General features: G+C 62.7%; 13 protein-coding genes. 3 read left to right on the forward strand and 10 right to left on the reverse strand.

Going from position 1 to position 15,489, the window contains the following annotated elements; genetic code table 11:
* Positions 1-36: 36 nt before the first annotated feature.
* The 3 genes from EOA19_RS24035 to EOA19_RS24045 all read right to left on the reverse strand — a co-directional run bounded on the left by EOA19_RS24035 (position 37) and on the right by EOA19_RS24045 (position 1,881).
* On the reverse strand, positions 37-651 hold the full coding sequence (locus EOA19_RS24035) for an acyl-homoserine-lactone synthase (RefSeq protein ID WP_128304989.1): 615 nt from the start codon (positions 649-651) through the stop codon (positions 37-39).
* Positions 652-717: 66 nt separating this feature from the next.
* Positions 718-1,446, reverse strand: coding sequence for a LuxR family transcriptional regulator (locus tag EOA19_RS24040; protein WP_128304990.1), 729 nt, complete (start codon positions 1,444-1,446; stop codon positions 718-720).
* A gap of 168 nt (positions 1,447-1,614) precedes the next feature.
* On the reverse strand, positions 1,615-1,881 hold the full coding sequence (locus EOA19_RS24045) for a helix-turn-helix transcriptional regulator (protein ID WP_127297274.1): 267 nt from the start codon (positions 1,879-1,881) through the stop codon (positions 1,615-1,617).
* Positions 1,882-2,007: 126 nt separating this feature from the next.
* Between EOA19_RS24045 and EOA19_RS24050 the strand changes: the two genes are divergently transcribed.
* Positions 2,008-3,327 (forward strand): threonine synthase, encoded by a 1,320-nt coding sequence (locus tag EOA19_RS24050; protein WP_245486273.1) that lies wholly within the window; start codon positions 2,008-2,010, stop codon positions 3,325-3,327.
* On the opposite strand, the gene EOA19_RS24055 is transcribed toward EOA19_RS24050, so the two are convergent.
* The 3 genes from EOA19_RS24055 to EOA19_RS24065 form a co-directional block, all read right to left on the reverse strand.
* On the reverse strand, positions 3,322-4,395 hold the full coding sequence (locus EOA19_RS24055; protein ID WP_127297275.1) for a PLP-dependent cysteine synthase family protein: 1,074 nt from the start codon (positions 4,393-4,395) through the stop codon (positions 3,322-3,324). The two genes, EOA19_RS24050 and EOA19_RS24055, sit on opposite strands and share 6 nt — an antisense overlap.
* Positions 4,389-5,327, reverse strand: coding sequence for a kinase (locus EOA19_RS24060; RefSeq protein WP_245486274.1), 939 nt, complete (start codon positions 5,325-5,327; stop codon positions 4,389-4,391). Before EOA19_RS24060 ends, EOA19_RS24055 begins: the two co-directional genes overlap by 7 nt.
* A gap of 127 nt (positions 5,328-5,454) precedes the next feature.
* Positions 5,455-7,836, reverse strand: a complete 2,382-nt coding sequence (locus EOA19_RS24065) for a transketolase (protein WP_128304992.1) — start codon at positions 7,834-7,836, stop codon at positions 5,455-5,457.
* A 126-nt stretch (positions 7,837-7,962) separates the two neighbouring features.
* On the opposite strand from EOA19_RS24065, the gene EOA19_RS24070 reads away from it, so the two are divergent.
* Both EOA19_RS24070 and ehuB read left to right on the forward strand, forming a co-directional pair.
* Complete coding sequence (locus EOA19_RS24070; RefSeq protein WP_127297925.1) at positions 7,963-8,430, forward strand: Lrp/AsnC family transcriptional regulator; 468 nt, start codon at positions 7,963-7,965, stop codon at positions 8,428-8,430.
* A gap of 252 nt (positions 8,431-8,682) precedes the next feature.
* Positions 8,683-9,555, forward strand: coding sequence for an ectoine/hydroxyectoine ABC transporter substrate-binding protein EhuB (gene ehuB / locus EOA19_RS24075; protein WP_128304993.1), 873 nt, complete (start codon positions 8,683-8,685; stop codon positions 9,553-9,555).
* Positions 9,556-9,969: 414 nt separating this feature from the next.
* On the opposite strand, the gene EOA19_RS24085 is transcribed toward ehuB, so the two are convergent.
* From EOA19_RS24085 to EOA19_RS24100, 4 genes are all read right to left on the reverse strand, one after another.
* On the reverse strand, positions 9,970-10,731 hold the full coding sequence (locus EOA19_RS24085) for a glutamine amidotransferase (RefSeq protein ID WP_128304994.1): 762 nt from the start codon (positions 10,729-10,731) through the stop codon (positions 9,970-9,972).
* Between the two features lie 77 nt (positions 10,732-10,808).
* Positions 10,809-11,810 carry a rhamnose ABC transporter substrate-binding protein gene (locus tag EOA19_RS24090; protein ID WP_128304995.1) on the reverse strand — a complete coding sequence of 334 codons (1,002 nt, stop codon included), beginning with the start codon at positions 11,808-11,810 and terminating at the stop codon, positions 10,809-10,811.
* Positions 11,811-11,857: 47 nt separating this feature from the next.
* Positions 11,858-12,847 (reverse strand): ABC transporter permease, encoded by a 990-nt coding sequence (locus EOA19_RS24095; RefSeq protein WP_128304996.1) that lies wholly within the window; start codon positions 12,845-12,847, stop codon positions 11,858-11,860.
* Positions 12,844-15,402, reverse strand: a complete 2,559-nt coding sequence (locus EOA19_RS24100) for an ATP-binding cassette domain-containing protein (protein ID WP_245486275.1) — start codon at positions 15,400-15,402, stop codon at positions 12,844-12,846. The genes EOA19_RS24095 and EOA19_RS24100 overlap by 4 nt, the downstream gene beginning before the upstream one ends.
* Positions 15,403-15,489: the final 87 nt, after the last annotated feature.

The following is a 15,489-nucleotide window of genomic DNA, read 5'->3' on the forward strand; positions in this document are numbered from 1 at the left end:
GCCTCGCGGGCTGTCCGCAAGTGCCTGGCTTCGAGCCTAGATCTTGTCCGCAAGTATGACGCCGCTGATGCCGTAAGCGCGGCGTGTCTGTTCAACAGCCTCGGGCGTGACGTCGATCAGCAGCGCGATGATGTCGCCGTCGGGATGTTCGAGAACGTCGCCAAGCTTGGTGAGCGTCCAGCCAAGCGCGCGCAGCCGTTTTGGCCAGAATGTCTCGCACACCACGCTGATCTGTCGAATCCCCAGACTTTGCGCGGTCTCAAGCAGGCCGCAGAGAACAAAGCCGGCGACCGGCGACGAGGCGCCCTGCGTGCGAAGCGATGGAACGACGAAGAAACGCGTCCACTCGAAGATTTCAGCCGCGCGCGGAGGCCTGCCGTCGGCGAGACCCGGGAACACTTCGCTCATGAGATGCGGCTCCAGCGTCGGCACGAGACGAGAGCCGCCTACGATCTTGCCGTTGGTGTCAAGCGCCAGAACATAAAGCGTATGCTCGTTGTCGAAGGCGTCGATCTCGATATTGATGGGCCGTGCGACGGCGCGCCAACGCCGCTGCTTGACGTAAATCTCGTACCGAATGCGAAAGTAGCGCTCCAGAACTTTCCTGTAGTGCTTCCTGTTGTCCCAATCGACCAGATGTATACGAACCATTACGCCTCCAGGCGGAGGGTCGTAGGAAAACGGACTTGCCGTACGTATGACGGTATTCAGGTATTGCTAAATCTGGATTTCCTGCCGTCGCAGCGCCTTGACGATGGCGTGCGCGACATTGATCGCGTCGAGCTTTGCTCGAATGTTGCGCTGATGGCTTTCAACCGTGTTCCGGGTAACACCGAGGATACAAGCGATGTCATCGGTGGATTTGCCTTGCGCGCTCCACTCCAGGAGTTCGCGCTCGCGTGCCGTCAAGGGCGTGGGCTCATCGCCATCGCTCGGTGTTCCCAACCCTGAGAGGCTGCGAAAGGTATGCACGCAAAGCGTCTCGATAAGGGGCATGGCGCTTGGCGGAACGTCCATCCGGTCACTCGCCATCGTGACGACGCCTGGCCCGGCCAATGGGACATGAATTGGGACGCAGATGCCTTCTTTCATCCCGAACTCGGCCGCCTCGTCCATGACCAGCTTCGCGCGTGGAACCAGCCTTGCGGCCGGCAGCTCGGCCCATGGGAAAGGCTCAGGCGAGTGCCGACACTGGGCGACACAAGGATCGTGCAAAAAATAGTCCTCGGTGACGTAGCGACGATGCCATTCAGGAGACCAGCCATCAGCAAGAATTTCACGCTGCCAGTCCGTACCGTGCGGCACAGGCAGTCCGGTGATCAGAAAATTGCGCAAGCCATAGCGCTCCATGGCTAAGCGGAACTCCTGAAGGATTGCCTCGGCCGAGCGCGCAGTATCGATCCTCGTGATCGCCGCAAAAAGATCGACAACAGTTTCGTTCTCCATTGGAAGACCTCAACCACAGTCAGGCCCTACCCCGCGGAACAACCTATGGCTGTCTAGACACCGCCTTCAATGGGGCACGCATAGAATGTACACTAAAGGAGTCAACCCCGCGTCACAAAGACGAGATAAGTGCAAATCCTGCCAGTACTACATCGAGGAAGTTTGGCTTCAATCGTTCGACTTTGAAGCCGCGGGCTTCGCCACTCGAATAGCGCGCTTACTTGCCGGGCTTGCCGAAACCAACTCTTGCGGCTCGACATCCAACGCCTTGGCCAAAATTTCGACTGTATCCAGCGTGGCGTTGCGACGCCCGGCCTCGACGCTGCTGATATAGGCGCGCGTGCGGCCCGAAACGAAAGACAACTGCTCCTGAGAGAGTTTTCGCTCTCTCCGAAGCCGCTGCACGTTCAGGCCAAAAACGCCGCGAAGTTTCATCAAACAACGGATGCTATGGCGCGCACTATGGTACGACACACTATAGTGCACATTCCGCATTGACAGCCGTGCTTCGGGCTGTTGAAACAACAAGAGAATTCATCGTTTCCTGGATAAGGAATAGCCATGGTGAGCCGGCCGTTTCGCGACCTCGCGCACGACATGTCCGACGCGCATCGCTCAGGCGACGCAAGTCGGGTCCTGGAGTTCCTCTGCATCCGGTGCGGCGCTTCCTACCCTGCCGATGTGACAATCGACTCCATTGGATGCGCGCGCTGCCACGACACCGCGCCGGCAAATCTTCGTCCGGTCTATGCCGCCCCGCACCTCCATCCCCTTCACGGCGGCACCAGTTCGCGCTCGCTGTGGCGTTTTGCGCATATGCTGCCTTGCACAGAAGCGGAGGCCGTGAGCCTCGGCGAGGGGCTGACACCTTTGCTTGCCGCGCCCCGCATCGGGGCGTTTCTCGGCGTGCCGGACCTCGCAATCAAAGACGAAGGCCGAAACCCGACGTGGTCGCACAAGGACCGCTTCTCGACGATCGCGGTCAGCGTGGCGCGCGCGCGCGGCGCGAAGATCGTCGCGACCGCCTCATCGGGAAACGCCGGCGCTTCGCTGGCGGCCTACGCTGCCCGAGCCGGGCTCAAATGCGTCGTCACCACTTTCGCGGGATCAGCCGGCGCGATGCTGGCGCAGATCCGAAAATATGGGGCGACGGTCCTGCCCTTGGTCAGCAAAATGGACCGATGGTCGCTGCTTGAACAGGCGGCTGCCCGCTACGACTGGTTCATCGCCTCACCCTATCACGGTCCGGTCGTCGGCAGCCATCCACTCGGCATCGAGGGCTACAAGACGATCGCCTATGAGATCGTCGAGCAATCAGATGGCACGGCGCCAGACTGGTGCGTCCTGCCGGTCTGCTACGGCGATGCCCTGTCCGGTGTGTGGGCTGGCTTTTGCGAGCTGTTCGCGCAAGGCTCGATCACGCGCCTGCCTCGTCTCGTCGCGGCGGAGGTGCATGGGTCCCTGGCGGCCGCTCTGGCCAGCGGCGCCGATGCGTTGAGTGAACGCAAAATGCTCTTCGACAGCCTTGCCGTATCGATCGGCACGCCGCGCAGCACCTTTCAGGCCCTGAAGGCTCTGCGCGAATCCGGCGGGCACGCCGTCCCCGTCAGCAATCACGGCCTGATCGCGATGCAGGAACGCCTTGCTCGGGAGGAAGGAATCTTTGCCGAATTGGCGTCAGTCACGCCGCTGATGGCGATATCGACGTTGAAGAACCAAGGTGTCATCGCAGCCACAGACCGTGTCGTGGCCGTCGTGACAGCCAGCGGTCTCAAGGACCTCGATCGGTCCGCCGGTTCGAACGAACACGATCAGATCTTCCAGACGACGGACGATGCATGGCGCTGGCTCGACAAAAACGGGCTGGATCTCGCTTCATAGATTTTCCGGGGCGCCAACAGCCGGCGGCACTTCGCTTGCTGCCTGCGTTTTCAGCACATCGTCAAGGCTGCGACGCAGCCAAAGAAAGCGCGTCCATTGCGTTTCTGCGGCCGGTGCGATGGTGGTCAGAGTCCTCGGCTCGGACAGTTCCTTGCAGGGCCAGCCAGGCAGAGCCGCAAGCCAGTCATCATTGTAGACAGTCTCGGCATGGCGATGGCCTTCGTCAGGCATGATGACCGCCACTTGCGCATCCGGAAGGGTCGCTGAAACCCATTGCGCCACCAACGCGGCGGCGCCGCTGGTCGGCCCCATGAAGAGGCCGTGCTCGCGCAGCAAACGATGCGCGGTCCTATAGGCCGGATAGGCGCCAACCCAATGGATCTCGTCGACAAGCTCATGCCTGACATTTTTAGGAAGTACGCTGTTGCCCAGGCCCCGCAGCATGCGTTTGCCGACGGGCTGTCCGAACAGGATGCTGCGATGGGTATCGACGGCAAACACCGTCAGATGCGGAAAGACCGTTCGCAAAAAGGACGCGGTGCCGCATAGCGAGCCGCCCGTACCGACGCAGCCGACCAGGCAGTCAATCCTGCCCATTGCCCGGATGACAAGTTCGGCCAGCCGCGCGTAGGCAAGCCAGTTGCCCGGACTGTCGTATTGGCGGGTCCAGAAGCCGTCCGGCTCGTTGGCCAGGATTTCCTGGAGGCGCTCCAGCCGGCCAGGCTGATTGCCGTCGCCGCGCGGATCGTCAAGGGCGATGACTGTGGCGCCGATGCGCTCCAGGCGGGCTTTGTATTTGGCGTCGATCAGCGTTGAAGCGGTGACGAGCGTAAGGCGATAGTCTCGCGCCGCCGCCAGCAGCGCGACCGCCATGCCGAACGTGCCCGACGTCGTCTCGACAATGTGGGCGCCTGCCTTCAGTTCGCCATCCGACGCTGCGCGATCCAGAATGTAGCGGGCCGGCATCAGCTTCATCAGCGGAAACGCCGCGGCCACGAGATTTGGCGCCAGGCGCGCAAGGCGCGGGGTTTCAAGGTCCCTGAAATAGTCCACGTCGAAGGTCACCATGTCCAGCCCTCCGCATTGACCAGATGGATTTCGATATCCTTGAAGCCGGCACCTCTTATCTGCTGCGCGACCAGGGCCGCGCGTCGTTTCAGATTCGATGCGAAAAGATCGAAAATCAGGCCGAACAACGAACCGCTATGGGCGACTTGCACCCCGCACGCCCCGGCTCGCCGGGCGATTTCGGCGATCTCGCCGAAGCGCTGTTTCGGCAAGTGCCGTTGACTGATCAGGGCACTGGCCGAGGCGGCGCGTCCGAGAAGATAGGGATCCTGGAGGCGAACCGCCCGCGCCACCATTGCCCTAAGCACTCCGAATTCCTGGATTTCGGCACTGTCGTAGCGTGCGGGCGGCAGCTGCAATGTATCGACCGGAACCCCGCCATCTGGCTTGCACCCGACCAGAAGCAGCGGCGGCAGGGAGCCTCCGAAATTTTCGATCACCGTGCCTTCGCGTTGCGCGAAGAGCACTGCGTGTTCGTCGAACGCGATCGCATCGCTGGCGCGCTCGGCAGCCACGGCCAGACGCCCGATGCTTGACGGCCGCAGCTGGACGTCAACGGCTGCGGCGACAGCACGAATGGAAGCGACAACGTCAGCCGTCGATGAGCCGTAGCCGTGCCCCACGGGAATTGCGCTTTGAAGTGTCAGCTCGCCGCCGCCGGTGACGTTCAAGAAATCGAGCGTGAGCCGCGCAGCTGCCGACGCCTTGACCTTGTGATCGGGGTTGACAACGACCGCATCGTTGTCGCTCCTGGCAAAGCTCACCTCCGATCTCAAGCCGGCAATCGGCAGCGTCACGAGCCCGCGATGAAGGCGCCCGCCATCGTCCTTGAAGACGCCCTGGATGAGTTCGCCGTGATGCCCGATCGCCGCCGCCGTCCCCACCGACGACTTCATCGTTTCACGGCTCATATGCTCGCCGGCCCCAGCCATTTTCATCTCCCCACGCTTTCCAGCCACGCGGGAAGATGGCGCCGACGATTGGCAGCCGCCCTTAAGGAATTCCGGTATTGACAGCCCCTATCGAACGAGCCGGCCGCGAGGCGATGCTGGCGGATCGTCAGGCGGCGGAGCCAAGGTGCCTCAGCGGCCGGCCGGCCGACACCGACTGCACCGCGGCCATGATACCTTGCGCATCGATCCCGTAATGCCGATAGAGATCCGCGACCGTACCGGTCTGGCCGAAATGCTCGACGCCGAGCGCGCGCGTGCGATGGCCATGAACCGACCCCAGCCAGGCGAGCGTTGCGGGATGCCCGTCCAGCACCGTCACGATGGCACATGAGGCCGGGAGATCGGCCAACAGGCGCTCGACATGACTGGTGGCGCGCGGATGGCCATATTGCCGCGCCCGCGCCGCGGCCGACCAGCCGGCGTTCAGCCGGTCGGCCGAGGTCACGGCAAGAAGCCCGACATCGCGCCGGTCACCGGCCATCAGCCCCAATGCCTGGACCGCCTCCGGCGCGACAGCTCCCGAATAGGCGATGACCACAGCGGCATTCGGCCCGGGTTTGCGCAACCAGTAGGCGCCATCGACGATGTCGCGCGCCGGGGTGTCCCCGGTCTGGCGTGTCGGCTGCTCGATCAGCCGCGTCGAGAGCCTGAGGTAGACCGAACCTCCCGTCTGATCGCGCAGCCAGGTATGGTCATCGGGCTCGGTCTCGCCGGAGCGCTGCATGTAGTCGAATGCCCAACGCAGGATGACGGCCAGCTCGTCGACATAGGCCGGCTCGAATGTCGCCAGGCCGTCCTGCGCCATGCCGATCAGCGGCGTGGCGATCGACTGATGCGCTCCGCCCTCGGGCGCCAGCGTGACGCCAGAAGGCGTCGCCGCCAGGATAAAGCGAGCGTCCTGATAGCAAGCATAGTTGAGCGCATCGAGGCCACGCTCGATAAACGGGTCGTAGAGCGTTCCAACCGGAAGCAGGCGCTCGCCATGAAGCGAATGCGACAAACCCAGCGCCGACAGCATCGTGAAGAGGTTCATCTCCGAGATGCCGAGTTCGAAATGCTGTCCCGACGGCGAAAACGTCCAGTTGAAGGTAGAGGGAATGCGTTCTTCACGAAAAATGTCCGCCTGGTCGCGGCGCGCAAACAGACCCCGCCTGTTTACCCAGGCGCCAAGATTGGTCGAGACGGTGACGTCCGGAGACGTGGTGACGACACGCTTTGCAAAATCGCTGTCTGACTTGGCGATGTCGTGCATCAAAAGGCCAAAGCCCTGCTGTGTCGACATGGACGCCTGGGCGCTGAAAGCAATCCGCGCCGGCACGGTTATGGCTGGGGCTTGATGGCGGCGGGTAGCTGCCTGCGCGAATGGCGACGACGCCAGATAGGACCGGATCGCGGCCTCATCATATGCAAGGCCCTCGAACATGTCCCATTCACGCCCCGCGCGGACACCCATGCCTTGCCGCAGCGCGTCGACTTGCGCCGGCGTCATCAATCCAGCGTGATTGTCCTTATGGCCGGCCAGCGGCAGGCCGAAACCTTTGATGGTATAGGCGATGAAGCAGGTCGGACGATCATGACCGCGCGCGTTCTCGAAGGCATCGATGATGCTCGCCAGATCATGGCCGCCGAGATTCGCCATCAAGGCGGCAAGGTCTTCGTCGCTGCGCTTCTCGATCAGGCGGGTGACCGGTCCCTGATCACCGAGGTCGTCCAGAAGGCGCCTGCGCCATGCGGCGCCGCCCTGGAAGGTCAACGCGGAATAGAGCTGATTGGGGCATGCGTCGATCCAGGACCGCAGCTTTTCGCCGCCCTCTTCCGCGAAGGCCGCCTGTTGCAATGTCCCATGTTTGAGGATCACCACATCCCAGCCGAAGTTGCGAAAGATGGACTCGAACCGCTGCCACAGGCCTTCGCGCACCACCGCATCAAGGCTCTGCCTGTTGTAGTCGACGACCCACCAGGTGTTGCGCAGGCCGTGTTTCCAGCCTTCGAGAAGGGCCTCGAAGATATTGCCTTCGTCCATTTCAGCGTCGCCGAGAAGGGCGACCATCCGACCTTCCGGCTGGTCCGCGTTCCAGCCTTTTGCCCTGACATAATCTTGGACCAGGGAGGAGAACAGGGTTTGCGCCACGCCCAGTCCAACCGACCCGGTCGAGAAATCGACATCGTCGATATCCTTGGTTCGAGACGGGTAGGACTGCGCGCCGCGATAACCGCGGAAATTCTGCAGCTGCTCGAGCGTCTGCTTGCCGAACAGATATTGGATGGCGTGAAAAACCGGGCTGGCATGCGGCTTGACGGCAATACGGTCTTCGGGCCTGAGGATCTGGAAGTAGAGCGCCGTCATCAAGGTCGAGGCCGACGCCGACGACGCTTGATGGCCGCCGACCTTGAGGCCGTCCTGCGACCCGCGAACATGATTGGCATGATGGATCATCCAGACAGCCAGCCAAAGAACCTTGCGTTCAAGCTCCGAAAGGATCGTCATCGTCGGCTCCCGTGATATCGCGGCTTAACGATAGCGGCCACGGTCTCTCAAAAGTGGCTATTCTTACCCGAGCAGATCGATGATATTGGCTGATCCAGCCAATAACGATGTCCAGACGAGGGAAACGTGCCAAATCCGACGCTCGATGCAATCGATATGAAAATCATCGCCGCGCTTCAGAAGAACGCAAAAGCGACGACGAACGACCTCGCTGAAGCCGTCGGTCTTTCCCCTTCACCTTGCGCCCGGCGCGTCAGGCTCCTGGAGAGCGCCGGCGTCATCAAAGGTTACACCGTGGTCCTCGACCAGAAGAAGCTCGGCTTACCGATCAGCGCTTTCGCATCGATCAAGCTTGAACGGCAACGCGAGGGCGATCTCGACCGCTTCTCCCAGGCGGTGCTGCGCTGGCCGGAGGTGGTCGACTGCTATCTGATGACCGGCCAGCGGGATTACCTGATGCGCATCGTGGTGCGCGACCTCGAGGCCTATGAGCGGTTCATCAAGGACAAGCTGACGCGGCTGGACAACATCGCCTCGATCGAAAGCAGCTTCGCGCTGGGCCAGGTCAAGCGCTCGGAAGTCTTGCCCGTCTAATCGACCGGTTGTCAAGAACCATCGCGGCGGCAACTGAGTGAGGTTGAGGCATCTGCGTCAACCCAATGCAACTCACAAACAAACGTATTCCCCTCGTCGCCACGAGCGAGAGCCTCTCCTTGCTGCGTTCGCAATATTTTGTATATATTTTGTATATCTATATTGACGAATTGCCGCTTTCAAACGTAGCGTCGCGCGGCTGAGGCGGAACGCCTGCGCGCAATAACTCAATCTCACGGGAGGACTGAACCGATGAAATTTCGAGCCCGATCGGCCGCCATTGGCCTGGCCTGCATCGCCTATGCCGCGCTTGTTGGATCTCTATTGCCGGCCGCGGCGGAGACCACAAAAGAACGCGTCTTGAAGGAAGGACGCATCGTCATCGGCATCCATAACCGGTCGCCATGGGGCTACAAGAAGGAGGGAACCGGCGAGTTGCTCGGGTGGCACCCGGATCTCCTCAGAGCTGCCTTCGCCGATCTCGGCGTCAAGCAGGTCGACTTCGAGGTCACCGAGTTCGGCGCCTTGATCCCGGGCCTGATGGCCGGGCGTTTCGATGCCGTCGCATCTGGGCTGTCGATAACGCCGGAGCGATGCCAGCAGGTCGCATTCGGCGCTCCCGACCTGAGGTCGGACGACGCGGCTATCGTGCTCGCCGGGAACCCCAAGGCGCTCCATAGCTATGCGGATCTTGCCAAGAAAGCCGACGCGATCATGGGGGGCGGCCGCGGCAGCAATGTCATCAAGAACGCCATCACCGAGGGCGTTCCGGAGGACCGCATCCTGCAGTTCCCGGACATCGAGACCAACATCGCGGCACTGCGCGCCGGCCGCATCGACGCCGCGGTGTTCTCGTCCCCGACGGTGATCGGGCTGCTTGCCGGCAACAAGAGCCCCGATCTGGAGCGCGCCAGCCCGTTCACGACGGACGAAAAGTCGATCAGCTACATCGCGGTCGCGTTCAGGAAGGACGATGGCGATCTGCGCGACCTCTACAATCAGGGTCTGGCGAAGGTCATGTCGAAAGGCACGATCGCCACCATCATGGCGAAGTACGGATTTGGTCCCACGGAAAAAGTGCCGCCAGGATTGACGACGTCGCAATTGTGCGGAGCCGCCAACTGACCGGCGTCAGCAACAGAAGCCCTCTGGCATCAACTGAGCGGATGGCGCCGCGCAAGCCCGCGCGGCGCCTCTGTCCGGCTACATGCCCTTCGGATCATTGTCGTTCCGCATCGCTGGACGGCGCAACGTCTTCGGGGATTCCTGCCGCAAGGTTGGTCCCTTGGCCAGGCGCCTGCCAATTACCAGATGGAGAACAGCTTCGTGCTCGGTGCCGAGGCTGACATCGCCTACAGCAATGCGACTGGACTGACCTCTCGGCACGGGGCGCGATGGCTCAGCGCTTTGCTCAAGAGCGAACTCAAGTGGTCGGGTTTGGCGCGGCTGCGGGCGGGCTATGCGTTCGACCGGACCTTGCCCTACATCACCGCGGGCGTGGCCGCGGCCAAATATGAAGTAAAATCCGGTATCCGGCTTTTATTTGTGGCCGGCGAGCCATCGGATCATGTTCGCCATCAGCCTACCGTAGAGTGGCCACCGGAGAAAATCCTGCGAGAGCCAATGCGGACCGATGTCGGTTGCCCAGGCGACTGTCCGGCCGCTTCCATGGTTGCGAATGGCAAGCAGCGGCCAGTCCGCGCCGCGATGGTGGCAGGCTGCAAGAAGCTGGGACGAGCCATCGCTCCTGAAATCCAGCTTGTTCATGCCGAGGATCGGCGGCAATGGGCCCTCGACACCGGCAAAGATCGGATGTGACGGCCGCAGGATGGATGCCTGCAGGCCCTGCGGCACCTCCATGCCGTCGCAAAACGGCAGGCAGCGCACAGGCAACACATCCTCGACCGGAGTGTCGTAGAACCGCGCTGTCCCGAACATGCCCTGAAATCCCATATAGCCGCCGGCCAGCATCAGCCCGCCGCCAGCTTCGACATAGGCTTTCAGCACCTCGAGGCGGTTGACGCCAACGCGGCCGGCGCGGGCCTCCGGCGTGACCAGCAAGGTCAGCGCGCCGACATCGGAGATCACCACCGCCTGGTACTCAGCGAGCGCATCGAGGTCGAAGGGAAACTCGGCGGCACAGCGATCGCCGCCGATCTGCGTGACCGCAATGCCTTCCTCGGCAAGCGCGGCATTGAAGGCTGTCGCACCGTTGACCCACGCAGCGCTTGTCAGCACGTCGCCGCCGGCAGCGACCGAAGTCGTCGCCGCGAAGGTCTCGCCTGCCAACAAGAGTTTCATCGTCGCCTCGTAGTTTCCGACTGAAGATTGAAAGGCGGCCGCCGGCTCGAACCGGCGCCCGCAAAGCCTTGGGAGGCTTAGAACTTGAACTCGGCCAGGTTTTCAGGCGTTACGATCTTTGCCGGGCCAAGGATCAGTTCCCCGCCCGCCCCAATCGTGTATTCGCCGAGCCGGCCTGCCGTGAACTTCTCACCTTCCTTGCCGGTGATCTTGCACTGCGCCAGCGCCTGGGCCGTCTGATAGGTAAGATAGCCGAGATCGGTGACATTCCACCAGATATCCTGCGCGGCGCCGTCCTTGATGTATTTCGAGATCAAAGTGGCCGGAGCCAGGCCGGTCAGCTTGACCTTGCCGATCATGCCGGCTTCCTCGAGTGCACGCGCGGCCGCCGGAAGGCCAATGCCTGCCGGCACGATGATCACCTTGAGATCCGGAAACGCCTGCACCAGCGCCAACGCCTGTTGCTGGTTGACCTGTTCGCTTTCCTCGCCATAGGCGACCTGCACCAGCTTCATCTTGGCGTATTTCGGCTCTGCCGCCATTTTCGCCTTCATGAAGTCGATCCAGGCGTTCTGGTTGGTCGCCGTCGGCGTCGACGACAGGATCGCGAATTCGCCTTCGCCGCCGCTGAGGTTGAATGCGCTTTCCAGCATCATTTCGGCCAGACTGTCGCCCTTCACCTGGTTCACGAATACCGCGCGGGCATCGGCCGCCACGTCGGAATCATACGAGATCACCCGCACGCCCTGCTGAACGGCGCGCTTCAGTGCAGGCGCAACGGCATTGGCGTCGTTGCCGGCAATCGCGATGACCCCGACCTTCTGCGACACGAGGCTGTTGATGAATTCGATCTGTGCCTCGGCGGTCGCCTGTGACGGGGCGACCTGGGTGGCGGTACCGCCAATCTCCTTCGCCGCTTCTTCGGCGCCGCCGAAAGCCACCTTGAAGTAGGGATCGGTATCGAGCTTGGGCAAGAAGCCGACGGTTACCGGTTCCTTGGCGCATTCCTGGCTGTAAGCCAGCGAGGTCGGCGCAAGCAGAACCGCGGATGCGAGCAGGGCTAATCTAAACGCTTTCATTGTGACTCCTCCGTTTAAAATTCGGGCTTGAAGAAAGGGGCCCGAGATCACCCCTTGGTTTCGCGCAGGACGCGCGATCTTGACAGCCGCTCCTCCAGGGAGCGCCAGTAATTGGAGACCAGCAGCGAGCCGATCAGAAGCAGGCCGATGATCATGCCTTGCGCGTCGCCGCCGATCTGGTTGAGCGCCAGCACGTTACGGATGATGGCGATCAACAGCAGCGCCAGCATGACGCCGGTGAGCCGTCCCTTGCCGCCAAACACGCTGACGCCGCCGAGCAGCACGATGGTGATGACGTCGAGCTCCATGCCCAGCGCATTGTTGGCGCGGGCATTGGAAAGCCGCGCGGTGTAGACGATGCCGGCAATCGCTGCGACGACGCCAGACACGACGAACAGCTTCAGCACCATCTTGCGTGTGTCGATGCCGGAATAGCGCGCAACTTCCGGGCTGCCGCCAAGGGCGTAGATACGCTTGCCGGTCGGCGTTCTCTGCAGCACGACCGCGAAGATCGGCGCCAGCACCAGGAAGGGCACGATGGTCCACGGTATCTGCGTGCCCGGCAGATTGTTGATGCCGAAATCGACGACCGCCGGCGGCAATATGTTGACCGAGCCGGTGCCGAGCAGGATGTAGCCAATGCCGCGATAGAGCGCCATGGTGCCGAGTGTCACCACCAGCGACTGCAGCCCCAGCCCTGAAACCAGATAGCCGTTGAAGGCGCCAAGCAGGCCGCCGAAGACGAGCGTCAGCGGAATGGCCGCCAAAGTCGGCACACCGGCCTGGACGAGCAGGCCAAACAACACGGATGTCAGCGCCAGCACCGAGGCGATCGACAGGTCGATCTCGCGGGTGATGATGAGCAGCGTCATTGGCAGAATCAGCAACGCCTTTTCCGAGGCGCTCGCCGCCAGTTGCGACAGGTTGAAGGCGGAGACGAAGTTCGGCACGAAGACCGCCGCGTAGAGAAAGATGGCGAGGCAAGCGGTCGCCAGCAGCAGGTCCCAGAAGTCGATCGAGCGCAGGAATTTTCTCATCTCGCCCTCGCCTGTCTTGCCTGCTCGGCGCGCCGCACGATGAAGGTGTCGATGCCGATGGCGACCAGGATCACCAGGCCATAGACGCCTTGCAGCCACAGCGGGTCGACGCGCACCAGCGTCAGCCCGTTCTTGATCACCAACAGTGTGAGCGCGCCAAGGATGATGCCGAGCAGCGTGCCCGAACCGCCACGGATGGCGACGCCGCCGACCACTGCCGAGGCGATCACGGTGAGTTCGAAGCCGAGCGCGACACGGGCGTCGATGGTGGCGTAGCGCGAAGCCCAGAGCGCCCCGCACAGGCCGCCGAGCAGGCCAGCCATGCCGAAGGCGAGCAGGATGCGCCGGTCGACCGGAATGCCGATCAGCCGTGCGCCGTCCGGGTTGGAGCCGGTGGCAAACAGCTCGCGTCCGGTGGCCGTGCGATAGAGCAGCACATAACCTACGCACAGGATGAGAACAGCGATGACGACGATCAACGGCACGCCGGCGATCTTCAGGCCGGTCATGTCGAGCCAGGCTTGCGTGACTTCATCGGCGCTGACCTGGTCGCCGGCCGCCCAGATCGAGTTGAAACCGCGAAAGATCGACATCGAGGCCAGCGTGACGACGATGGCTGGGATCTTTCCCTTGGTGACGACCAATCCGTTGAGCAGCCCGGCAAAGCCGCCGACCGCGCAGGCTGTTACCAGCCCGATGGCGATGTCGAGGCCGGGATAGGCCTGGACCATGCTGGCGGCCATATAGGCGGAAAGGCCGATCACAGCTGCGATCGACAGATCGATGTTGCGGGTGATCAGCACCAGCATCTGCGCCAGTGCGGCAACGATGAGCAAGGCCGCGTCCATCGACACAGCGGTGAGGTTTGCCGCGCTGATCATGCGCGGGTTGATGATCGTGACCGGAATGGCGACGGCCAGCATCGCCGCGAGCAGGCCGAACTCCCGCCGCTTCAGAAAGTCGAAAGGTCCTTTTGCCTTTTCCTCCTGGGCGGCTCGTTCGATCTGCGCTGCCTGGCCGGCGCGTTCATCGGTCCTGGTCGCCGCTTCCAGTACCTTTTCCTGGGTGGCTTCGCCGCGCGAAAACTCGGCCGTCTGGCGGCCTTCGCGCAGCACGACGATGCGGTCGCACATGCCGATCAGCTCGGGCATCTCTGACGAGATCAAAACGATCGCCATGCCCTGCGCGGCAAGGTCGGCGATCATGGCATGCACTTCCGCCTTGGTGCCGACATCGATGCCTTGCGTCGGCTCGTCGAGGATGAGGACACGCGGTTCGGTGCGCAGCCATTTGGCCAGCACCACCTTCTGCTGGTTGCCGCCCGACAACTCCTTGACTGGCTGCCCGTAACCGGAAAAGCGCAGCTTCATGCGCTTCAACCAGTCCGCCACCAGATCAGTGGCGCGGGCGGTGCCGTAGAGACCGCGGGACGCGGCCTTGTCGAGGATCGGCAGCACCGCATTGTCGAGGATGGAGAAATCCATCACCAGGCTCTGGCCCATGCGGTCTTCCGAGACATAGGCGATGCGCGCATCCATGGCGTCCAGCGCCGAGGCGAACTGCACCGGCTTGCCATCGATCAGGATTTCTCCCGCGTCCGGCCGGTCGATGCCGAAGAGCACGCGCGCGATCTCGGTCCGCCCGCTGCCGACCAGGCCGCCAAGGCCCAGCACTTCGCAGGCGTGCAGCTTGAGGTCGATGCCGGTAAAGCCGCCTGCCCGCGAAAGCCCCTTCGCCTCCAGCACCAGCGCGCCTGAGGCATGGCGCCGTTCGGGATAAAGGTCGGTGACTTCACGCCCGACCATCATGCTGATGGCGGCAGCGCGGCCAAGCTCGGCTTTCGGCTTGACGCCGATGAGGCGGCCGTCGCGCAGCACCGCGATGCGATCGGCGATGCGAAATATCTCGTCCATGCGGTGGCCGACGAACATCATGGCCACGCCGCGCAGCCTGAGATCGGCAACGACGCTGAACAGCCGCTCGACCTCACGCTGCGACAATGCGGCGGTCGGTTCGTCCATGATCAGCACGCGCGCATCCAGCGACAGCGCGCGGGCGATCTCGACCAGTTGCTGTTCAGAGGTGCGTAGCGTTCCCAGCCGCGTTGCCGCCGGCACGCCGAGGCCGACGGTGGCCAGCACCTTGCGCGCGCCGGCCAGCATGGCGGCGTTGTCGATGCCACCGAAGCGGTCGCGCGGCATGTGGCCGAGATAGATGTTCTCCGCCACCGACAGATCGGGAAACAGGCCGGGATGCTGGTGCATGACCGCAATGCCGGCGGCCTGTGCGTCATGCGGCGAGTGGAAAGTTGCTGGCTTGCCATCGACCTCGACATGACCGCTGGTGGGGGAATGTACGCCGGCCAATAGCTTCACGCAGGTGCTCTTGCCGGCGCCGTTTTCGCCAAGCAGCGCCAGCACCTCGCCGGCCCGCAGCTCGAAGGACGCATCCTTCAAGGCAATCGTGCCGCCGAAGGCCTTTGTCGCCTGAGCCAGGGCAACGGGGACAGCCACCCCCCTCTTCACCGCGGCATCGGCTTCGCCATATGCGCCCAAGTGCAGCACCTCTCCTCCCTCACCTTGGCTATTTTTTCAATTTGCTATATTAAATAGGGTTGGATCGCAACCGGAAAATTGACTTCC

The organism is Mesorhizobium sp. M7A.F.Ca.US.010.02.1.1, from assembly GCF_004023085.1.
GTDB lineage: Bacteria > Pseudomonadota > Alphaproteobacteria > Rhizobiales > Rhizobiaceae > Mesorhizobium.